Origin of the sequence: Knoellia sp. p5-6-4 (genome assembly GCF_029222705.1) — a bacterium.
Taxonomy (GTDB): domain Bacteria; phylum Actinomycetota; class Actinomycetes; order Actinomycetales; family Dermatophilaceae; genus Pedococcus_A.
The window spans coordinates 1-19,633 of record NZ_JARGZF010000004.1 but is presented as its reverse complement, the minus strand read 5'-3'; the positions used below and the strand labels follow the sequence as shown (position 1 = coordinate 19,633).

Here is a 19,633-nt window from a genome sequence, read left to right as displayed (position 1 = left end):
AGGAGCTCAGGCGCGGCCGTCGAACAGGCTGGTGACGGAGCCGTCCTCGAAGACCTCGCGCACCGCGCGGCTGATCAGGGGCGCGATCGACAGGGTCGTCAGCTTGTCGAACTGGCGGTCGTCACCGATGGGCAGGGTGTTGGTGACGATCACCTCGAGGGCGCTGCACGCCTTGAGGCGGTCGACTGCGGGACCGGAGAGGATCGCGTGCGTCGCGGCGATGATCACGCCGGCGGCGCCGTCGGCCATCAGGGCGTCGGCCGCCTTGGTGATGGTGCCGGCGGTGTCGATCATGTCGTCGACGAGCACGCAGACGCGGCCCTCGACCTCACCGACGACGCGGTTGGCCACCATCTCGTTGGGCCGGTCGATGTCACGGGTCTTGTGGATGAACGCCAGCGGCGCTCCCCCGAGCCGCTCCGACCACTGCTCGGCGACCTTGATCCGCCCGGCGTCGGGCGAGACCACCGCGAGCGCCTCGTGGCCGTACTTTTCACGGACGTAGTCGGTGAGGATCGGCAGCGCCATCAGGTGGTCGACCGGTCCGTCGAAGAAGCCCTGGATCTGCGCGGTGTGCAGGTCGACGGCCATCAGGCGGTCGGCGCCGGCGGTCTTGAGCAGGTCGGCGACGAGTCGCGCGGAGATCGGCTCGCGGCCGCGGTGCTTCTTGTCCTGGCGGGCGTAGCCGTAGAACGGCAGCACGACGGTGATCCGCTTGGCCGAGGCGCGCTTGAGCGCGTCGATCATGAGCAGCTGCTCCATGATCGCCTGGTTGATCGGCGTGGCGTGGCTCTGGATGACGAAGGCGTCCGAGCCGCGCACGGACTCCTGGTAGCGCACGTAGATCTCGCCGTTGGCGAAGTCGTAGGCCGTGGTCGGCACGAGCTGGGTGCCGAGCAGCGAGGCGACCTCCTCGGCCAGCTCGGGGTTCGCGCGACCCGAGAAGACCATGAGGTTCTTCTCGGTGGTCTTGACGATGCCGGTCACGGCTGGTCCGCCTCTCCTGCGTCAGGGGTATGCCGTGCGGCCGCCTCCGCGGCGGCCGCCGTCTTGGTGCCGGCGCGGCGACGGGCCACCCAACCGGCGATGTTGCGCTGCATGCCCCGGGCAACCGCCATCTGGCCCGGCCCGACGTCGCTGGTGACCGCCGACCCCGCAGCCACGTAGGCGCCGTCGGCGATGTTCACGGGGGCGATGAGCACGGAGTCGGAGCCGACGAACGAGTGGGCCCCCACCGTGGTGTGGTGCTTGGCGACACCGTCGTAGTTGGCCACGATCGTGCCGGCTCCGATGTTGGCGCCCTCGCCGATGGTGGCGTCGCCGCAGTAGGTCAGGTGGGGCACCTTGGCGCCGTCACCGATGCGTGCGTTCTTGGTCTCGACGAAGCCGCCGATCTTGCCCTTGGCGCCGAGCACCGTTCCCGGACGAAGGTAGGAGTACGGGCCGACCGTTGCACCCTCCCCGATGACCGCGCCGTGGGCCTCTGCTCGCCTCACCTCGGCACGGGCGCCGACCTCGGTGTCGACCAGGGTGACCTCGGGGCCGACGACGGCGTCGGCGCCGATGCTCGTGGCGCCGACCAGCTGCGTGCCCGGGAGGAGGGTCGCGTCACGGCCGATGGTCACGTCGGCGTCGATCCAGGTGGTGTCGGGGTCGACGATGGTGACGCCCTCACGCATCCACTTCTCGGTGGTGCGGCGGTTGAGCTCCCTGCCCATGCGCGCGAGCTGCACGCGGTCGTTGACGCCCTCGGTCTGCCACAGGTCGTCGATGAGGTGCGCGCTCACGCGGCGCCCGGCGGCACGGGCGATCGCCAGGACGTCGGTGAGGTACTTCTCGCCCTGTGCGTTGTCGGTGGTCACCTCGGCCAGCGCGTCCCGCAGCACCTCGGCGTCGAAGGCATAGATCCCCGAGTTGATCTCGGTGATGGCCAGCTGGTCGGCGGTGGCGTCCTTGTGTTCGACGATGCCCTCGACCGCGTCGTCGGCGCCTCGGATGATGCGGCCGTAACCGGTGGGGTCCGCGAGGTTGGCGGTGATCACCGTGACGGCGCTGCCGCTGGCCGCGTGGTGCTCGACCAGCTGGTGGAGCGTCTCGCCGGCGAGGAGCGGGACGTCGCCGTAGGTGACGAGGACCGTGCCCTCGAGGTGCTCGGGGAGCACCTCGAGGGCGCACTCGGCCGCCCGGCCGGTGCCCTTGACCTCGTCCTGGTCGGCGATGATCGCCTTCGGGTCGACCTCGGCCACGTGAGCCGCGACGAGGTCGCGCTCGTGCCGGACGACGACGGCCAGGTGCTCGGGGCTGGTGGCCCGGGCCGCGGCGATCGCGTGGCCCACGAGCGTGCGGCCTCCGATGCGGTGGAGGACCTTGGGGGTTGCGGACTTCATCCGGGTGCCCTCACCTGCAGCGAGGACGATGACGGCGGCGGGGCGGACGGTGCCGCTGGGGGTGTTCACGCGTGAGGGCTCCAGTGCTCGGGTGCCTCAGGACGCCGTCATGCTACCGGCCGGCCAGAGGGCGGTCACCCAGCGGTCACGGGAGGGCCCGGCCTGCGACGACACCCGGCTCAGCGCGGCACCTGGTCGAAAGGCCGCCCACAGCCCGGGGTCCGGCCGAGCCTGTCGAGCACACCCTCCCTCACAGGCTCTTCACATCCGGGGGCACGGGTCCCGACAGGCAGCCGCACAACCGTGGACACAACACCGGGCAGATGCCCGAGGGATGTCACGAGAAAGGTGCACACACATGTCTGTCAGAAAAGATCTCGCGATCACGGCCGCCGCTGTGGCGGCCGCCGGGGTGCTGGTGGGAGGCGTGACGGCGGTGTCCAACGCCTCCACCACGAGCCAAGTCGCCCAGACCTGGTACTCGGCCGAGGCGTCGGCCGAGGCGTCGGCCGAGGGCACAGGCCGGGGCGGCCATGCCCACACCGCCGTCACCGGCGACGAGCTCGCCAAGGTCACCGCCGCGGTCAAGGCCAAGGACTCAGCCGTCACGGTCCAGAGCGCGCGGAAGGACCCCGACGGCTCCTACGACGTCCTCGGCACCAAGGACGGCACCCCGGTCATGCTCGAGGTCAGCAAGGACCTCAAGACCATCGAGACCCGCACCGGCGGCCCGGGTCGCATGCACGGCCAGCACGGCCCGGGTGAGCAGCAGACGCCCTCGACCAGCCCTTCCGGCAACACGACCACGTCCACCATGTCCACCACGGTCTGACGCCCGGCTCCGCTCGGCACACCTCGGCGGGGTCCGCACCCACGGTGCGGGCCCCGCTGTTCGCGGCGGTCATCCCCTCGCTGTCCTCACTCCGCGACGCCGACGCGCACACCTGGTACGAGACCGTCGATGGAGGGACGGCTGCGGGAAGCACCTAGCGGGCTCATGGACCTGACCACGTGCCGCTGTCCCCGATGCCGATCTCTTCGTGTGAGGGCCGCTGCCCTTCATGTGGCCGCCGGGTAGGTCTGTCTGGGGACGGACCGTCACTCGGTGCGCCCAGGAGCTCCCGTACGGCGCCGACCATGACGGGGTCAGTCTCGAAGTGGTTCGTGAGCCACTCCAGCGTCGCGCCGGCAGCCGCCGTGTTCCGTGCGTAGCCGGGGACCATGCGGCCCAAGGGCACGTCATCGAAGGAGGTCTCGACGCGCCGGGTGGACTCGAACGGGTCCCGCTGAACCCACGGACGACCCGGGTCCAGGCGCAGCAGGGCCAGCACACGGTCGACCGCGTAGACCTGGATGAAGCGGAAGGCGGTGAGACGCTCGCCGCGCAGCTCGCGGTGGAGCCCAACGAACAGGTTGGTCAGCGCCTCGTTGACGTGGAACTCGACGCTGTCCAAGGCTGTCGGCGCAGGCGGGCCGGGGTGGTCGTCCGGGTCGAACGGTGCACCGGGACGCTGCCACACCACACGCGCCCCGCTGAACGGCAGACGGCGCACTTCCGGTGGGGTGAAGACCGCGTACTCGAGGAAGAGGCCGTCGTCGAGGAGTGCCTTCCGGCCGTTCGGGTCGTTGGCGAAGCTGTAGGCGAGCCGACCGCCGAACCCGCTCAGCCACTCGATCTGCTCGAGGTAGCGCCGCTTGGACGCGCCGTCGGACACGACGAGCCAGAAGTCGATGTCGGAGTGGCTGTCGAAGCGGCCGTGTTCCGCGCCGGCGGACCCCAGCCCGAGGACGGCCAGCACCGCGGGGTCAGCCGCGAGGCCGGCCGCCAGTTCGTCCAGTCGTCTCAACGTCGGGTGCATGCGGGTCTCCTCGTCGGGTGCGGTCGACGTTGCAGCCCGAACAGCCCATCTGCCGAGGTCGCGACGACGTCATGCTAGCCAGCCCTGCGCCTCACCTGCCGGCCCGAGGCGCCCCGGCATCGACGATCTCGTCCTCCCCCGGCATCCATGGGGGGACGGGCGCGCCGTCACCGGCCCGCCTCGGACGGAAGAGCATCGGTATGCCGCGTGCGGTCGGCCAGTCGGTCGAGTCGGTCACCTGGACGTGCACGTGCGGCTGGGTGCTGTTCCCCGAGTTCCCACACTCGCCGACCTGGTCACCGATCGCGACAACGTCACCCGGGGCGACTCGCACCGTCCCGCGGCGCAGGTGCGCCAGGAGGACGAATGGACCGGGGTCCGCCAGCGCGATCATTACGTGGTTGCCGGCGATCTCGGTCGCGCCCGCCCTCGCCCGCCGCGCCTGGCCCAGCATGTACGGCACGAGCGTCAGCTGGGACCGGCGGGCCGAGTGGTCTGGCGCGCCGTCATGGGCGGCCACCACCGTCCCGCCGGCCGGCGCCAGGATCGGTGCACCGAAGCCGCGGAACGCCTCCGGTGGCTCGACGGCGAAGGCGGACCGCCAGGTTCGTGGGGCCGGCAGGCCGTCACGGTCGACCGCGACGAAGTCGATGGCGTAGGTGACGCCGAACGCGTGGGTCCCGTGGCTGGGCACCCGCCGAGCCGGGCTCCGGCGTGCCAGCCAGAGGCCGCGGAACGGTAGGTCGAGCACGACCGGTCCTGGGTCCACCACCACCCCCTCGTCTCCACAGACCTGGCAACGACTCCCGGGAGCGCCGACCTGCTCGTGGCGGCTCCGGCGTCAGCCCTGCGGATCGTACGCAAATGTGCACCGTGCGCACCTCGTCCTCGCTGAGGAGGAGCGGGCGGTCAACCGTGTAGGGGCTGCCCGGTCCGTTGCCGCCCCAGCGAGGTCGGTCTGGTCACGCCCTGCTCGGCGTTGGAGAGGGCCTGCGAGACCACGGCACTGAACCGGGGGTCCCCTCCCCCGGTCCCCGACCTGGCACAGCGACCGAACGCGAGGACGTCGCCCTGCTGAGACCTACTGACGGACAGCGGCCTTCACCAGTTCGACGACCTTCTCCTCCACCACCGGGCTCCACTGGAGGAGTGCGTAGGACACCGGCCACATGTCGCCGTCGTCGAGATTGGCGGCGTCCTGGAACCCCAGGGTGGAGTACCGGTAGTTGAACTTCCCGGCGTCCTGGAAGAAGACGACGACCTTGCCGTCCGCGTTGGTGTAGGCGGGCATCCCGTACCAGGTCTTCGGCAACAGCTCGGGGGCGGTCGCGGTGACCACCACGTGCACGCGCTCGGCCAGCGCGCGATCCTCCGGCGCCATCTCCGCGATCCGGTCCAGGACCGCCTGCAGCCCGTCGGCCTTCTTGGCGCCCCTCTTGCCCTCGGCGCGCAGCTCGGCGGCGCGCTCCTTCATCGCCGCACGCTCCTCGGCGCTGAAGCCGTCCGACTCGGTCTTGGCATCCTTCGTGGGCATTCCCGGGCTTCCTTCCTCGACGATCGGGCTCGGCTTCCTGCCTGCCCCTGGTCGAAGGCTAGGCCCGCGCGACACCGTGACGCTTCTCGATTCCTGATCGGAATCGGGGCCACCTCGAGTCAGTGGCTCGCGGGTGCCACGGGGGGAACCGCCGACATGTCCAAGGCGTCACACCCCCGTCGAGTGACAGGGGTGTGTCTGCATGACTGCACTAGGGCGGATCAGCGGAATCGGTGCGGTGGCGGTCCTTCTCGCGGCGGCCTTGACGTCGTCCTGCTCGACCGGGTCGGACGGCGCCCAAGGCTTCGTCCCCGCTGCGCAGAGCCACCGGGCCGCGGCGGCCCGCGTTCACCCCTACGAGAACCTCTCCGAACTGCTGGACAACACGCAGTACACCGTCGGAGGCCGGCCCCCTCACCCGGCCACAGTCGCTGTTGTCACGGGCCGATTCCTCGGCCTCGCCCCAGGCCGTGCCTTCACCGTCGAGGGCGATGACGCGCCCGACGGAACCGAGATCGGCTTCGATGGTCCCGACGCCCTGTGGCGAACCATGCACGCCAAGTTCGCCGTCGACCAGATCATCTCTGGCCGCGTGTCGGGCCAGGAGGTCACGGTTGGCCTGGCCTTCCCGGCACAGTCGGACCTCGACCCGATCAGGAAGGACCTTCTGGACCTTGGCCCTGTCGCATTGTTCCTTGACCGCTCCCCCGTCTTCGGTTACGACGCCACCCTCTACTCAGTGGTGCTCGATGGTGGCCTCATTGCCCCGATCGACGTCATGGGAGGGTTGTCGCTGCCCGCACTCGCGCCGTCGGAGGCCGAGAAGCTCTTGCGCGAGTCGCGCAGCGTCGAGGCATTGAAGGCCAAGGCGCGCGGCCCACATACCGTCATCGAACTCGACGCCACCGGCACGCAGAGACTGCCGCAGTGACTGGCTGCCCCTCGCGGTGAAGCAGTGCAGGTCAGACGGCGAGTGGAGCCGGCGGCGGGGACCTAGGGTGCCGACATGACGCGCGAACGTGCCGAGCTCCTCGCCCACCTCGACTCCGAACGACGGCACGTGCTGGCCGCAGTCGAGGGGCTGAGTGAGGTGGACCTGACCCGCGCGGCCGCCCCTTCCGGCTGGTCAATCGCGCAACTGCTCAACCACCTCACGTACGACGACGAGATCTTCTGGGGCGGCGCGGTTCTCGGCGGCGACGAGGAAAGCATTGGTCTGATCCAAGACGGTTGGAAGGTTCCCGTCACCTCCGGCGCGGAGGCGGTGGCGGAGTACCGCCGCTGGGGGCGGCACAGCGACGCTGTACTCGCCGAGGTGGATCTCGACGAGTCCCCCCGCTGGTGGCCGCCGGAAGAGGTCTTTCCCTTCCCACCGTTCGCTGACGCACGCGGCTGCGTGTACAGGCTTCTGGTGGAGACGGCCACCCATGCCGGCCATCTCGACATCGCTCGGGAACGGATCGACGGGCGCCAACACCTCGTGGTCGGGTAGGGGCCCGGCCGGGTGCCGCCATTCGGCGAGGCAACCCACCGCATTGACAAATGGCTGGCTGCAGCGCAGCACATGGGCGAGGCTGGCTCCATGACCAGCAGCGACCTCTGGGACGCAGAGACAGCCGAGCGGTACGACGAGACTTCGGCCTTCATGTTCGCACCGGATGTCCTGGAGCCTGCCGTGCGGTTCCTGGCCGGGCTGGCCCAGGATGGCCCCGCGCTCGAACTCGCGATCGGTACCGGACGGGTGGCCATTCCCCTGGTCGAGCGCGGGATCTCGGTGAGCGGTATCGAGCTTTCACAACCGATGGTCGATCAGCTTCACAAGAAGCGCGCTGACATCCCAGTTGTGGTGGGCGACATGGCGACCAGCACGATGCCGGGGCAGTTCTCACTGGTGTACCTCGTCTGGAACAGCATCGGAAACCTTCGCACTCAAGCCGAACAGGTCGCCTGCTTTCGCAACGCAGCCCGCCACCTCTCGCCAGGCGGGAGATTCGTCATCGAGCTGTGGGTTCCCGGCATTCGGCGTTTCCCGCCGGGTCAGGCCGCTGTGCCGTTCCACGTCGGGCAGCACCACGTTGGCTTCGACACGTACGACATGACCACCCAGCAGGGCACATCCCACCACTACCGACGGCACGAAGACGGCACCGTGACATACGGCGCCAGCAACTTCCGCTACATCTGGCCGGCCGAGTGCGACCTCATGGCCCAGCTCGCCGGGATGGGGCTCGAGGGGCGGGTCGCCGACTGGAAGGGCAGTCCCTTCACAAGCGACAGCGAGAGCCACGTCTCGGTCTGGCGCAAGCCGGCCTGACCCGAGCCGCGCATGAAGTGGTCGATGTCCTTCCAAGCGACATGTGAGCTGCGAGAGAGCACGTGCTCCTCGTAGCCATGGGGCATCAGGCGGAGGAGATCCCACGGGATGACAAGCCTCACCAGACTGAGCAAGCAACCGAAGCCGAAGAAGGTCGCGGTGACCCAGAACATCGGGTCTGATCGTGGAACGATGAGCACCGCGACAGCGACGAACCCCGGCCATCCGGCCAGTACGAGAGCCACTTCCTCCGGGGTCGTGCAGCCGCGTGGCGTCCACTTAGCTGCGTAATCTGTTGGCTCGTATGCCCGTCTGTGGTGTCTACGGGCACACTGACGGTTTCCCGTTCGACCCGAAGGACTGAGCTGTGGCCGACCGACCTGAGATTGTCTGCATCTGCGGCTCTACCCGGTTCGTCGACGAGATGAGCGCGGCGAACCGTGATCTGACCTTCGCAGGCGTCATCGTCGTCGCGCCAGGCATCTTCCTACGAGCCGAGGATCATGAAGCAGACAAGTTGATCACCAACGAGCAGAAGACCGCGCTGGACGCCCTCCACCTGCGCAAGATCGACCTGGCTGACCGGGTTCTGGTCGTCAACCCAGGCGGGTATATCGGCGAGTCCACGAGCAGGGAGATCGCATACGCCCAAGCCACCGGCAAGCCGATCTCGTTCACCGATCCCGTCTGACCAGTAGACGCTTCGTGGTGCGCGCGGGCAACGACTGCCCGAACCGTTCGGGAACCGGAACACGATCTCCAAGAGCTTCGACCGCTGGTCGAAGGCCGGGGTCTGGGCGGGCGTTCTCGAGCAGGTCCAGGCGATGGCCCACCAGGGCGCGACCCTGCCCAGGGACACAGGGGGCACGGTCGAACAACAAGAAGTTCGCAGATGAACCCGCTGACCACGCGATCGGCCGCTCCCGTGGCGGGTTGACGACCAAGCAGGTGGCCACCTGGCCACAGTTGGAGGTCTGGGGTGTGGGTGGGCAGCCCATGATCAGACCACGCGCCGGCTTCCAGTCGAGGCAGCCCACGGCGGATCTCGGGGGGAGGCCGAAATCTGGCACGCACGATGGTTCGACCCCGATCTGACCGGACCGAGACGCTCACTCAGCGGCAGGACTCGGCGTCTGCTCGAAGGACGCCTTGAGCGCGTCGACGGTGATGGTGCGCTCCTTGACGGCGAAACGTCGCCAGATCGGTGTACCCAGGCGCCACACGCCGTACGACACCAACTTGCCGCGATGGCGCACCAGCGTCTCGCCGTCACCGGAGGGCTGCAGGTGGTAGCTCGGCCAACCCTCGAACTTGAGCTCGCCCGACTTCGACCTCTCCCACCAGTGGTAGACGATCGTGTGCGGGGCCTCCATCGCGGCGATCTCTCCGGGCATTGAGCCCTGAGTCGTCTCGTCGACGAACGTCGTACCAACGGCGGGTTCTCCGGGAGACGTCTGCTGGGTGTGCTTGAGCATGCTTCCCGTGTTGGCCATCCAGTCGTTGTGCCCCTCGATGTCGGCGAGCCGCGCAAATACCTGGTCGATCGGTGCCCGGATCGTGCGCTCGAGCTCGAACTCGATGGGCTTCATGCGACCAGCATCCTCGCGCGGCGGTTGCGCAACAAGGCTCCAGCAGCATCCAGGCTGAGGAGAGCTCTCGCGCATGGACTGGGTACTCCGCGGGTCGAGGTCCTCGACCTAGCGGCATGAACCCGCCGTAGCCCCGACGGACGCACTCACCTGCCGCGATCCGAGCGGTCGTGCCGAAGCGCGCGCGCAACGGTGGTGGTGACACCGCCCCCCGCGTCAGGAACGCATCCGGTGCCTACTCCTTCGTCGTCACCACCACGTACCCCTCAGCCTCCGGGTCGAACGTGCTCTTCTCGACTCGTAGTCCCACGCTGTGCAACTCGGATTCGAGTTCGCCGTATTGATACGGCCAGCACGACAACGGTTCCGAGCGGACCAAGACCGACCCATCCCCCTCGACTTGCACGACAGCGATCTCAATGCGGTGCTCCTGCTCCCACTGCGGCGCGATCTCCCAGCGATAGATGACGAGGCCATCGCGGCCATTCCGGCGGACCATTCGGTCACTGATGTCCAGCCGGGAGCCTCTGGCCCTCACGAGTTCCCAATTGCGGGAGGTGAGTACCAACCGCCCTCCACGGCGCAGAAGTCGTGACATCGACTCCAGCGCAGCAACCCTGCCTCTCGCCCCCTCGGCGTGGTGCAGCGAGTTGCCAACGCAGAACACCATGTCGAAAGTGGCGTCCCCGAAATGGTCGGTCAACTCCTCCCAGTCGGCTCGCACCGTCAAGAACGATGCACCGGCTTCCTCAGCCAAGATCTCAGTCCGACGAACCATCGCTGCACTGGCGTCGGTCGCAACAACCTGCATGCCGAGACCGGCGAGGCCAACCGCCAGTTGCCCGGTACCGCATGAGCAATCGAGCACTTGAGCCTCCGACGGAAGGAGACAGGTGACGTCAGCGAACGCCGCGGCGAACTCGGCGGGCGTCAACTTCGCGTCCGAGATAAGCCACTCATACACCTCGGCAAGCACGTCATAGCCCGTCACGACGACTACCTCCGTCAACTCGGCAGACCCCAGGTAGCGCACCAGTACATCAGTGGGGCAGGTCGGTCACCACAGGTTTCCCGTGGAGTAACCGCCCGCTCAGGCCGCGATCCGCTCGTGCCGATATCGGCGAAGGCAGTCCCCGCCCGCTCCCCAGTGGCTCAGGAAAAGAAGAAGGTAGGCAGTGCGTAGGCAAGCCAGCCCATCAGGAGGAGCGCCAGGCTGCCGTCCATAACAGCCCACGTCTTCCTCACCTGCGGGTCGCAATCCGTGCGACTGTCGTCGTGGCTTTCACAAATCACGGCCCTGAGAATCAGCACGTGCTCCGCGCCGCCCTCCATCGCGTCCTTGGTGCTCTCGCCCAATCCCATCACCCGGATCGCCCGGCCATTCCGCACCTGCAACGACGGGAAGCCCAAGAAGCCGCGCTCCAGCGATCGCACTGCGGCCAGGGCTAGTTCGTACTTTCGCAACGGGTTGCGAACGCTCAATGTCCCGTACCGAACCGTGACGTGAGCGCGGCCGAGCACAACCAGGGCCAGCACCGAAGTTGCGAACAGTGCTGCCGCAACCCCGAGGGCTTCCCGCGGCGTCAGGGCATCGATGCCCGTCATCCCCCACTTGTTGTTGGCAACCGCCGCCAAGCCGAGCAGTCCCAGGCACTGACATATCCCCAGAACCGGTTGGAGTCGTTTCGGAGACACATGCGGCCGCGACCGTCCGTCCGCGCTGCTTGGGCGAGCTCCATCGGGCTAGGTCCCGACGCGGGTCGCCACTTCCTCCCCTCCCCCACGGGGGAAGGCTACCCGACGAGATGCTTGACCCAGGGTCCACTCAAGTCGTACGCACATGCCGCTCTGTCGATCTTCGGCGTGGTGTACTTGCGCAACCGAGGCAGGACGACGCGGAGGTGGACCGCTAGGTGGATGGCCAGTGCGCGACGCTGATCTGCGACGTAGACATTAACGTGAACTGGTGGGGCGTTGTCGTGGTCATTCCGACTGCCTTGGCCATCGCGTTGGTCGCCCGGATGTGGTCTGGAAGCTTCAAGTCACCGTTCGCGGGGCACCGACCCGCGACCTGGTTCCTGCTGGTGTTCTTCCTACCGCCGGTTGGCGTTGCGCTCTTCTGCGTGGGAGCAGTCAAGCAGCTGAAAGCGGCACGCCGCCCCCAGGTAGGCCCCGAGCTGCACCTGTAGCCCAGATCGTCCGGACATGCCGCGCTGCGCGCGGTCCGGCCGATTTGAGGGCGAAGTCATTGTTAGCCTCCGGGCCATGCGGAATCTCGTCATCGGCATTCGTCGATACCCGGTGAAGTCGATGGGCGGCGAGGCGCTCGACAGTGTCGCGCTCGATGCGCGTGGCATCACGGGTGACCGGTGATACGCCGTTCAAGATGGCGAGGGTCACTTCGCATCCGGCAAGAACACCAGGCGATTCCGGCGGTATGACGCGGTCTTCGATTACTCCGCTCGCACTCTCGACGGCGCTGTGGTCGTCGCCGGCCCAGAGGGCCAATGGCAGGTGAGTGACCCGCATCTGGACGCCACATTGACCGCGCACATGAAGACGCCGGTCAAGGTGTTGCCAGAGCGAGAAGTTCCACATCAGGACATGGGTGCAGTGTCCCTGATCGGCACTGCCACGCTGGACTGGTGTGCCTCCCGGTGGGGCCTGAATGCGGACCCAAGACGATTGCGAGTGAATGTCGTGGTCGGGACCACGGAACCGTTTGCCGAGGAGGAGTGGCAGGGACCACGGATCGCGATTGGGGAAGCCGAGCTCGATGTAGTCGAACGTGCTCCAAGGTGCCGAATGATCGACTCGGACCAGGACGGCGCGAAGGCGGACGGGCGATGGCTGAAGCCGCTGGCCGCGGAACGCGACAGGTTTCCGGCGAAGTACGCCGGCGTCGTGGAACCGGCACGCATTGCGCTGGGGGACGAGGTCAGGCTCTAGGCCGTGGTTATCCGGACATGCCGCCATCCGTCCCTCCCCCGCGATTGGCCGCACTCCGCATGGGACGATCCCCTGAATGAGTCTCGAGAAGCTCCGGCAAGGAACTGGCCCTGTTGTGCTGGTCGCCTGGTTGGCTCTGCTTGCCGCCGGCCTCGTACTCGCTACCTCCTTCTTGGTCGACTACCCGGGCGTACTCGTCTACATCGCGTTGCTGATCGCGCTGGAAGGCATGACGACGGTCGTGGCCTCCGCCTGGCAGCGATCGCGCGCAACGGGTAGAGGAGTCCTCGCATCGCTCGGTCCCTCTCTCAAACCCGCCTGGCGATTCGTGCTCGACTTCTTCTAGAGCCGCTAACGCACGGACATGCCGCCGTCCGGTCGTGCCGAGGAGCGGTCACTTGGATGTGATGGGCGCGCCGATCGCCGTGAGTGGTGGCATGACGTCCGGCCGCTCCTCGGTCACCCACCACTACTCCAGGGCGGATAACCGACCATCGTCCACGAACAGGAGCACGCCGCCGTCGTAGCCATCGCCATCGACCACCGCCTGCACCGGCGTCCGGTTGACTACGGTGGCGCGTGGACTCTCCGCGCTTACGACCAGATCGATGATCATGCCCTCGCGCTCGGCGTACACGGACGCCCCCTGCTGCCGCAGTTCCACGGCACCTGGGAAGTCGACCGACAAGAGCAGGTCGAGGATGTCGCGTTCGCGATCGCTGAGCAGTCGAGGCACGGGAGCGATGGTCGCACGGACACGGCCAGAATCGACCCGCACATGCCGCACGCAGTGAACCAGATCGGTGATGATGTGACCATGCAGGTGCGCCTTCTTGACGAGCAGCAGGCGTCCGGACTGCGCGCGTCGCCTCTGTCGTATACGCCGCAGGGCGGACCAGGCGAGGCACCCTCCGGTTTCGGCCAACTGAATCACTCCGCCACGCTGGCTCGTCGCGACTTCGACGCCGCCGCGGGCGATCTCTTCGAATGGCGGGTCCACTCCAAGGCAGGGCTTCAGGTGCAAGCCTCGGAGATTCCGCTACGCAGGGGGACCGTTGTGCTGATGCGGTGGGGACTGGGTGCCTTGTCGCTGAGGATCCCTTGTCGCGTGCTCGGGTCGTCGAGGAACCGCAGCGCCGGGGCTTCACCTATGGCACCCTCCCCGGTCACCCAGAGGCCGGCGAAGAAGGCTTCCTCCTTGAACACCTCAACGATGGCCGCATTCTGTTCACCATCACGGCGTTCTCTCGGCCCGCGTCAACACTGGCCAAACTCGGCGGCCCCGTCACCCGAGCCACTCAAACCTTCATGACCCAGCGCTACCTGCGCGCCTTGGATCGGCTGCAGGAAACGTCCGGAACTGCCGCAGTCCGGTAGTGCCGAAGAGCGGGCGAAGGAGCGTTCCCAAGTCGCTGCTCCCCGGCGTACCGTTGTGGAGTGGTTAATGTCGTCCGAGTTGCGCGGGTGCTACTCATCGTCGTGCTGGCCCTCATGGCCATCTCGTTCGTTATCGGCATCGGAACATCCAGTACGGGGCTACTGGAAAGGGCCCTCCTGCTTGCCCTCATAGGCGGGTGCGTCTATGCGGCAGCAAAGGTGACGACCATCAGCGAACAAATTGTTCACCGCCTCGACCGCCAGTGACTTCGGCGTCCTTCCACGACCGCACATGCCGCGATCCGGGCGACGGTGCCGATGGAACTGTTGGCGCACCCCCCGGCAGGCGAGGCGTTCGCAAGGGTCAGCGCGTGACAGAAGCCTTCGACTACGTCGCCTGGTTGGAGGATCCTCGACTACCGGCCGACGACGAAGATCACGAGTGGTGCTCCGTGTTCATCGTGCTCGCCGAATCCGCGAGCAGGGCAGCGGCTTGGGCTGACGTTCTAGCGCGCGCTCACTGCTCGGAGTCCGACGACGTGTTCTTGCACGCGTCCGTCGAACCGCACATCTGCTCGGAACCAGTCTCCGCAGGGGAGATGCACCCGTGTCCGAACTTCCCAGTGGTAGGTCGCCCGGGATTGCATGAACTACCGGTGGTGCTCGATGGCCGAGCCGCCACCTCTGACTTCATCCGTTGGTAGTGCGGAGCGAGAAGCGCAAGACGTCTGCTCACGCCGCACATGGTGAGGCCAAGACCAAGTTGACTGGCGGTTGCGGCGGCGGGGCACTGAGGCGATGCAGAACTCCCAACCGGGCCCGGCCGCCTCCGTTGTCATCGTCACCACCTCCCATGTCGAGCGGCTGGCCGCGGCCGCCTACCTAGCGCGCTTCAAGGGTCAGTCACGGCTCCACACCGAGTCTGACCTGCGCAGCTACCTGAACTGGTGTCAGTTCCGAGACCTGGATCCGCTCGCCGCCACCCGACCACACATCGAGCTCTACATCCGCTGACTGCAAGAAGCGCGCCGGTACCGAGCCTCCACGGTGTCGCGCCGCATGTCCGTGGTCGCCGGCTTCTACCGGACCTGCGTCATCGACGGCGTCCTCGAGCACTCCCCGGCCGAATATGTCCGGCGGCCGAACGTGCCCGCTGAGTCCCCGACGCTGGGACTGACCCACCTCCAGTTCGAGGCGCTCCTGAGTGCCGCCAGGCACTCGACGAACCGCTGCGACTTCGCGCTCGTGACCATGCTCGGCCTGCTCGGCCTACGCATCTTCGAAGCCACCGACAGCGACATTGAGGACCGCGGCGAGGAGCACGGCCACCGCGTGCTGCGAGTGACCGGCAAGGGCGACAAGGTCGTCCTCGTCCCACTGCCACCCGCGGTGGGTCGTGCCATCGAGCGCGCCGTCGACGACCGGACCACCGGCCCCATCCTGCTGACCTCTCGCGGCACCCGCATGGACCGTCACTGCGCCACCCGACGCTTGAGGAGACTCGCCGAGCAAGCCGGCGTCAAACTGCCGCGCATGCATCCCCACATGCTCCGGCACACCTTCGTCACCACGATGCTCGACGCTGGTGTCGACCTACGCGACGTCCAGATCGCCGCCCGCCATGCCGACCCGCGCACCACCATGCGCTACGACCGAGCCCGCAAGAACCTGGACCGACACCCGAACTACATTCTTGCCGCCTACATGGCCTCTGGGACCTGACTGGTGACCCGGTCGTGCCGATGTGCGGTTGTTGCCGACGGGGTGGTGACAGAGTGCCGTCCATGGCTATCAGCAGGGCAGACAGGCGTGAAGCACGGAGACCCAGGGCTCAAGCCGAGTTCGGTCCTGACGCTGACGCGGTTCTCGACGTGCTCGCACTCACCGAGTTCGCGTGGCACGACTGCCACAGCGAGGTCTCCCCACCCGACGGCGTCCTTGACGACCTCTTCGTTGTGGTAAACGGAAGCGTGACTGAGTTCGTTCGAGCGGCATGTCTGGCCATCGACGACTACAGGGACCTGCGCCTGGGGGCTGACTCCGTCCGAGGCTGACGCACGCTACTGCCGCATTCAGATCGGGCCGACCGAACATCCCGCTCCTACGTCTGGTGTCCGCGCAGGATGCCTCGTACCGCCGCACCGGCGACCAGCACCAAGGCACCGGCTGCCAGTACGGGCCAGCCTGGTCCCGGGAGCGGAATGAGCAGCAGTCCGAGGACCACCGCAATGGCCCCGATCAAGCTGTCGGGGTGCCGGATCATCCACCGGCGACGCTCGGCTCGTCGTTCCGCCTGCACCTCTAGCAAGGGTGTCAGTCGTTCCGTTCCCACGATGCGGCCGATCTCCGGCACGCGGTTGTGAGCGATAGCGACCACGCTGACGACCCCGTCATCCACCGACACGATCTGACGTGCTTCTTGGTCCCACACATCGCCGGCGATCGACCAGGGCATGAACGTGACGTAGGCGTCCCACAGCTCTGCGTCGTTCGCGTCCAGCCAGCCCGTGGTGGCGTACTTCAGGTCCTCCCCGGACGTCTTGCCCGCTGCCGACCGCAGCACGTCGGGGGCAGCGTGAACAGTCGGGGGGTCGGTCGGCTTCAGCTGGGGGATGTCTGTCGGGAACCGGATGGCGTCCGCTTGCATCGCACGCAGCACCGCCTGCCCCATCTGATCCCGCTGTTCTGGGGGTAGGTCATCCCCCTCGATGAGGTACTCCTCCAGCGCAGACACGCCTCAGAGTCTTTCGCATGCGCCTACCGAACGACCGGATCTGCCGCCGTCCGTGCGGGCGTGCCCGTGAGCGGACACGCAGGCGAGGGCACGACGCGGACCGCTCGAAATGCCTCGTGCGGGTGTCGAAGGAGGATCACCGGCTGACGGCTGACCCCCATGTACGGTGCGCGCATGCGTTTCGGTGCCATGCGAGCTGCCGCGTTGGCCGCCGTAGCAATATTGGCGGCGGCAGGGCTTACGGGTGCCTGCTCGGCGCAGCCGTACAGCTGCAGCACCAAGGGGTCCCGCGACGCAGAGCGGCTTGCCACAATCCTCAGCACGGACTTCCACAGCGTGAGTCAGCCGGAAGTCCTCGATGACTGCGACAGCGGTGGCCAGCAGTACGTCACGTTCCGCATCCGGTCCGTCGACAGTGCCCTCACCGAATTCACCGATCACTCCGGTTGCACGCCTGGAGATGCGGACGGTGACGGCTCTGTGTTCCGCTGCCAGTTGGACGACGTCGTGGCGGAGTTCCTGATCGTGTCCCCCAAGGCGGGTAGCAGCCAGGGCGTCGTGCAACCGTCGAGGTAGGCATCAGCCGAGCAGAGAGCGGGGCTTTCGGGGGTGGCACCCGAACGTCCGGTCATGCCGCAGTCCGGGAGTGCCGATGAGCGGATGATTGCTGTCGCCGCCTGTAAGACTGCCGGGTATGGGCGAGCTTCAGATCGTGCAGGTCGATGAACGCGATTCCGGGTGGGAGAACTCTCGTCCCCGATTCAGGGTCTATCTGCACGGCAGTGGCCAAACGTCCACGCATGGATGGACTGACACCTACGACGTGACCGGGGCTGACGTTCTCCAGGTCATCGACTGGGCACAGCGGCAGGCCGGCGATTCGCTCACATACGCGGTGGCCCTGGTCGACGACCGGGCAGGAGAGCAGATCAGTCCAGGATCCGGCCGAGGCTTAGTCTGGCTGGTTGGCATGGACGGCAACACCAATCCAATCCATGCTGAAGAAGCAGAGACGCTCGACCGCATGCTTGCACGTCGTCGTGAGGCGGTGGGTGTGCCCTTGGCTGACCGCATCCCTGCGGGTGCTCCGGACCCGTACAACGACGGCACCCGACGCCGCTGACCCCATCCGGAACTGCCGCTTTGAGAGCGGGTGCGCCCGCCCAACCGTGTCGCGGGCAGCGTGGTGCCAGCTTCACCGGGGAGTCAAGCTCGTAGCGAATTTCGAGGGAGCGGCGTAGTGGTGGGTCGGGCCCCTACGATCTCGGAGTGATCATGCGGGCTGATGAGGCTGCCAGACGGCGCTTCGGCGACGATCTAGCCCTCTACGACCTTCGAGCCCTGGACTCCAAATCCCTGGTGCACGCCGCCACGGATCTGCTCGTGAGTGGCGTGGAGGGCCCGGCGGTCGTCGCTCTGGCCAGCGCGGTGGTCACACCCGTGACGAGTCCGTTCGAGATGGACGCTCTGGTTCTCGAAGCGCGCGAGGAGCTGGGCATGAGCCAGCTCGACCAGGACCAAACCGCGATTAGAGCTTCTCAATCACAACTCCGGCGGTGGCTAGCCGGGGAGCTGACCGACCGCCAATTGGCTGCGTGGGCACACGGTGTGATCGGTCATGACGGCCCATCCATCCTTCAAGACCTTGTGGTCACCGATGACATGCTTGATGAACTCGAGTACATCGCCGCTACTACTGATTCAATCCATAGAGACCTGCAGGACATCGCACAACGTCTCCTTGCATACGCGGATCCCTGGGGCGCCTAGAACACTCGCATCTGCCGCAGAGGGTGCAAGCGCCAAACTGTCGATGAGCGGGCGTCGTGTCGCTGGTTGAGATCGGAACTCGTAAACTCTGGGTTGGGTGTCGGGAAGTTTTTCCGGCTTGGGATGTTTCAGCCTTTTTCGGCGCAGTTGCTGCTATGGGACATGGATCTTGAGAACGTCCGGCTGCCAAGGAGCTCGACGGTCCGAGGACACGAGGCGGGATGAGCCCGTGGCGGGGTTGTTCCGCGACCAGTAACGCATCGCTGCTGCGTTTGGCCGACTGTCTGCGTCGGGGTCCTCGGCTCAAGGACTTAGGCTGCACGTAAGACTGCTCGGGTTCATGAGTCGAGCGCGATCGAGGAGGGTGATGGATGAGCATCGATCCGAAGACCGCATTCAGCCTCTATTCCCAGGCATGGGATGGCAAACTCGACGCGGCTGCGCGAGCAGAACTTCTCTCCCAAGCGTGGGCCGAGGACGGAGAGCTCTTTGACCCAGACACTCCCGACGGGCTCATCGGGCGCGTCGCGCTCGGTGCGTACATCCAAGAGCAGCACGAGGCTTCACCTGGCATGGTGGTCAGTGAGACCGCCGAGCCGGAGCTGCTCGGGGATCGTCTGCGGGGAAGGTGGGCCCAGTATGAGAGCGGCGTTCTGACGCTCTCGGGAGCCGACTTCGTGGAGTTCGCTGGCGACGGACGCATCCAGCGGCTCACGATGTTCTTCGACTCGGGTCCCGAGTCCTAGGCTCCGGGCGTGACCTCCGTCGCCGTCACCCCCTTCGAGCTTCACCTAGAGGGGTGGGACGACGGCAGCGAGGAAGCTGTCAGACCCTTGCCCGCGTTGCCCGAGGACCGCGACCCCTGGGATCCGCCGAACCCCCCTTCTGACCCTGTCGGTCTGAGCAAGTAGGACACGCCAAGGATTCATTCCCGTGACAAGCGGCGGCCGTCGCACGTAGCCCTGTGCCGTATCCGTTGGCGCGAAACGCACTCTCATGGCACCCCTTTAGGTCAAGACACCGCGGGGACGAGGGTTCTAGGCTTGCTGGTGGCGGGTCCGGGAAGTGGCTTGTCCGAAGAGCCGGTGTTGGGCTGTGAGCCGGTCGCGCTGGAGTCAGA

The 19,633-nt window shown here is 67.0% G+C and carries 27 protein-coding genes; 17 read left to right on the top strand and 10 right to left on the bottom strand.

From position 1 onward, the window contains the following. Window positions 1-6: 6 nt before the first annotated feature. Together P2F65_RS18020 and glmU are read right to left on the bottom strand one after the other, a co-directional pair. Entirely contained in the window at window positions 7-987 is a 981-nt protein-coding gene (locus P2F65_RS18020) for a ribose-phosphate diphosphokinase (RefSeq protein ID WP_275811142.1), read from the bottom strand. Then, window positions 984-2,456 (bottom strand): bifunctional UDP-N-acetylglucosamine diphosphorylase/glucosamine-1-phosphate N-acetyltransferase GlmU, encoded by a 1,473-nt coding sequence (gene glmU, locus P2F65_RS18015; protein WP_275811139.1) that lies wholly within the window; start codon window positions 2,454-2,456, stop codon window positions 984-986. The genes P2F65_RS18020 and glmU overlap by 4 nt, the downstream gene beginning before the upstream one ends. A 289-nt stretch (window positions 2,457-2,745) precedes the next feature. On the opposite strand from glmU, the gene P2F65_RS18010 reads away from it, so the two are divergent. Then, on the top strand, window positions 2,746-3,219 hold the full coding sequence (locus P2F65_RS18010; RefSeq protein ID WP_275811136.1) for a hypothetical protein: 474 nt from the start codon (window positions 2,746-2,748) through the stop codon (window positions 3,217-3,219). A gap of 163 nt (window positions 3,220-3,382) precedes the next feature. On the opposite strand, the gene P2F65_RS18005 is transcribed toward P2F65_RS18010, so the two are convergent. The 3 genes from P2F65_RS18005 to P2F65_RS17995 form a co-directional block, all read right to left on the bottom strand. After that, window positions 3,383-4,246: a hypothetical protein gene (locus P2F65_RS18005; RefSeq protein WP_275811133.1), complete on the bottom strand. Its 864-nt coding sequence runs from the start codon at window positions 4,244-4,246 to the stop codon at window positions 3,383-3,385. A gap of 91 nt (window positions 4,247-4,337) precedes the next feature. Next, a complete protein-coding gene (locus tag P2F65_RS18000) occupies window positions 4,338-5,015 on the bottom strand; it encodes a M23 family metallopeptidase (RefSeq protein WP_275811130.1) in 678 nt (225 codons plus the stop codon). A gap of 312 nt (window positions 5,016-5,327) precedes the next feature. Then, the gene (locus P2F65_RS17995) at window positions 5,328-5,780 is read right to left on the bottom strand and encodes a hypothetical protein (RefSeq protein WP_275811127.1); all 453 of its coding nucleotides are present in this window, start codon (window positions 5,778-5,780) and stop codon (window positions 5,328-5,330) included. 202 nt (window positions 5,781-5,982) lie between these two features. On the opposite strand from P2F65_RS17995, the gene P2F65_RS17990 reads away from it, so the two are divergent. From P2F65_RS17990 to P2F65_RS17975, 4 genes are all read left to right on the top strand, one after another. Beyond that, entirely contained in the window at window positions 5,983-6,711 is a 729-nt protein-coding gene (locus P2F65_RS17990) for a hypothetical protein (RefSeq protein ID WP_275811124.1), read from the top strand. A gap of 75 nt (window positions 6,712-6,786) precedes the next feature. Beyond that, a complete protein-coding gene (locus tag P2F65_RS17985; protein ID WP_275811121.1) occupies window positions 6,787-7,272 on the top strand; it encodes a DUF664 domain-containing protein in 486 nt (161 codons plus the stop codon). Between the two features lie 90 nt (window positions 7,273-7,362). Further along, window positions 7,363-8,094, top strand: a complete 732-nt coding sequence (locus tag P2F65_RS17980; protein ID WP_275811118.1) for a class I SAM-dependent methyltransferase — start codon at window positions 7,363-7,365, stop codon at window positions 8,092-8,094. A 367-nt stretch (window positions 8,095-8,461) separates the two neighbouring features. After that, window positions 8,462-8,785, top strand: coding sequence for a hypothetical protein (locus P2F65_RS17975; RefSeq protein WP_275811115.1), 324 nt, complete (start codon window positions 8,462-8,464; stop codon window positions 8,783-8,785). A gap of 418 nt (window positions 8,786-9,203) precedes the next feature. Here P2F65_RS17975 and P2F65_RS17970 read toward each other — a convergent pair whose 3' ends face one another. The 3 genes from P2F65_RS17970 to P2F65_RS17960 form a co-directional block, all read right to left on the bottom strand. Continuing rightward, a complete protein-coding gene (locus P2F65_RS17970) occupies window positions 9,204-9,683 on the bottom strand; it encodes an SRPBCC family protein (protein ID WP_275811112.1) in 480 nt (159 codons plus the stop codon). 235 nt (window positions 9,684-9,918) lie between these two features. Further along, window positions 9,919-10,674 (bottom strand): class I SAM-dependent methyltransferase, encoded by a 756-nt coding sequence (locus P2F65_RS17965; protein WP_275811108.1) that lies wholly within the window; start codon window positions 10,672-10,674, stop codon window positions 9,919-9,921. Between the two features lie 161 nt (window positions 10,675-10,835). Then, window positions 10,836-11,288: a hypothetical protein gene (locus P2F65_RS17960; protein ID WP_275811105.1), complete on the bottom strand. Its 453-nt coding sequence runs from the start codon at window positions 11,286-11,288 to the stop codon at window positions 10,836-10,838. 660 nt (window positions 11,289-11,948) lie between these two features. Here P2F65_RS17960 and P2F65_RS17955 point away from each other — a divergent pair. The 3 genes from P2F65_RS17955 (at window position 11,949) to P2F65_RS17945 (ending at window position 12,978) form a co-directional block, all read left to right on the top strand. Further along, on the top strand, window positions 11,949-12,056 hold the full coding sequence (locus tag P2F65_RS17955) for an MOSC N-terminal beta barrel domain-containing protein (RefSeq protein ID WP_275811102.1): 108 nt from the start codon (window positions 11,949-11,951) through the stop codon (window positions 12,054-12,056). Window positions 12,057-12,164: 108 nt separating this feature from the next. Further along, complete coding sequence (locus tag P2F65_RS17950; RefSeq protein ID WP_275811099.1) at window positions 12,165-12,632, top strand: MOSC domain-containing protein; 468 nt, start codon at window positions 12,165-12,167, stop codon at window positions 12,630-12,632. 76 nt (window positions 12,633-12,708) lie between these two features. Next, a complete protein-coding gene (locus tag P2F65_RS17945) occupies window positions 12,709-12,978 on the top strand; it encodes a hypothetical protein (RefSeq protein WP_275811097.1) in 270 nt (89 codons plus the stop codon). A gap of 123 nt (window positions 12,979-13,101) precedes the next feature. On the opposite strand, the gene P2F65_RS17940 is transcribed toward P2F65_RS17945, so the two are convergent. Continuing rightward, window positions 13,102-13,656 (bottom strand): hypothetical protein, encoded by a 555-nt coding sequence (locus tag P2F65_RS17940; protein ID WP_275811094.1) that lies wholly within the window; start codon window positions 13,654-13,656, stop codon window positions 13,102-13,104. On the opposite strand from P2F65_RS17940, the gene P2F65_RS17935 reads away from it, so the two are divergent. The 5 genes from P2F65_RS17935 to P2F65_RS17915 all read left to right on the top strand — a co-directional run bounded on the left by P2F65_RS17935 (window position 13,620) and on the right by P2F65_RS17915 (window position 16,063). Then, a complete protein-coding gene (locus P2F65_RS17935) occupies window positions 13,620-14,009 on the top strand; it encodes a DUF1990 domain-containing protein (RefSeq protein WP_345803719.1) in 390 nt (129 codons plus the stop codon). The genes P2F65_RS17940 and P2F65_RS17935 overlap by 37 nt on opposite strands. Window positions 14,010-14,069: 60 nt before the next feature. Next, window positions 14,070-14,276, top strand: a complete 207-nt coding sequence (locus P2F65_RS17930; protein ID WP_275811088.1) for a hypothetical protein — start codon at window positions 14,070-14,072, stop codon at window positions 14,274-14,276. Between the two features lie 531 nt (window positions 14,277-14,807). Further along, window positions 14,808-15,023: a hypothetical protein gene (locus P2F65_RS17925; protein ID WP_275811086.1), complete on the top strand. Its 216-nt coding sequence runs from the start codon at window positions 14,808-14,810 to the stop codon at window positions 15,021-15,023. Window positions 15,024-15,068: 45 nt separating this feature from the next. After that, window positions 15,069-15,731: a tyrosine-type recombinase/integrase gene (locus P2F65_RS17920; RefSeq protein ID WP_275811083.1), complete on the top strand. Its 663-nt coding sequence runs from the start codon at window positions 15,069-15,071 to the stop codon at window positions 15,729-15,731. A 62-nt stretch (window positions 15,732-15,793) separates the two neighbouring features. Continuing rightward, complete coding sequence (locus tag P2F65_RS17915; protein ID WP_275811080.1) at window positions 15,794-16,063, top strand: hypothetical protein; 270 nt, start codon at window positions 15,794-15,796, stop codon at window positions 16,061-16,063. 47 nt (window positions 16,064-16,110) lie between these two features. Here the strand turns inward: P2F65_RS17915 and P2F65_RS17910 are convergent, their stop codons facing one another. After that, window positions 16,111-16,743, bottom strand: coding sequence for a hypothetical protein (locus P2F65_RS17910; protein WP_275811078.1), 633 nt, complete (start codon window positions 16,741-16,743; stop codon window positions 16,111-16,113). 174 nt (window positions 16,744-16,917) lie between these two features. Here P2F65_RS17910 and P2F65_RS17905 point away from each other — a divergent pair, with 174 nt between their 5' ends. The 4 genes from P2F65_RS17905 to P2F65_RS17890 all read left to right on the top strand — a co-directional run bounded on the left by P2F65_RS17905 (window position 16,918) and on the right by P2F65_RS17890 (window position 19,259). Further along, complete coding sequence (locus tag P2F65_RS17905; RefSeq protein WP_275811076.1) at window positions 16,918-17,319, top strand: hypothetical protein; 402 nt, start codon at window positions 16,918-16,920, stop codon at window positions 17,317-17,319. 118 nt (window positions 17,320-17,437) lie between these two features. Beyond that, on the top strand, window positions 17,438-17,866 hold the full coding sequence (locus P2F65_RS17900; RefSeq protein ID WP_275811074.1) for a hypothetical protein: 429 nt from the start codon (window positions 17,438-17,440) through the stop codon (window positions 17,864-17,866). Window positions 17,867-18,012: 146 nt separating this feature from the next. Continuing rightward, window positions 18,013-18,513, top strand: coding sequence for a hypothetical protein (locus P2F65_RS17895; RefSeq protein ID WP_275811071.1), 501 nt, complete (start codon window positions 18,013-18,015; stop codon window positions 18,511-18,513). Between the two features lie 371 nt (window positions 18,514-18,884). After that, window positions 18,885-19,259 (top strand): hypothetical protein, encoded by a 375-nt coding sequence (locus P2F65_RS17890; protein WP_275811068.1) that lies wholly within the window; start codon window positions 18,885-18,887, stop codon window positions 19,257-19,259. Window positions 19,260-19,633 lie beyond the last annotated feature (374 nt).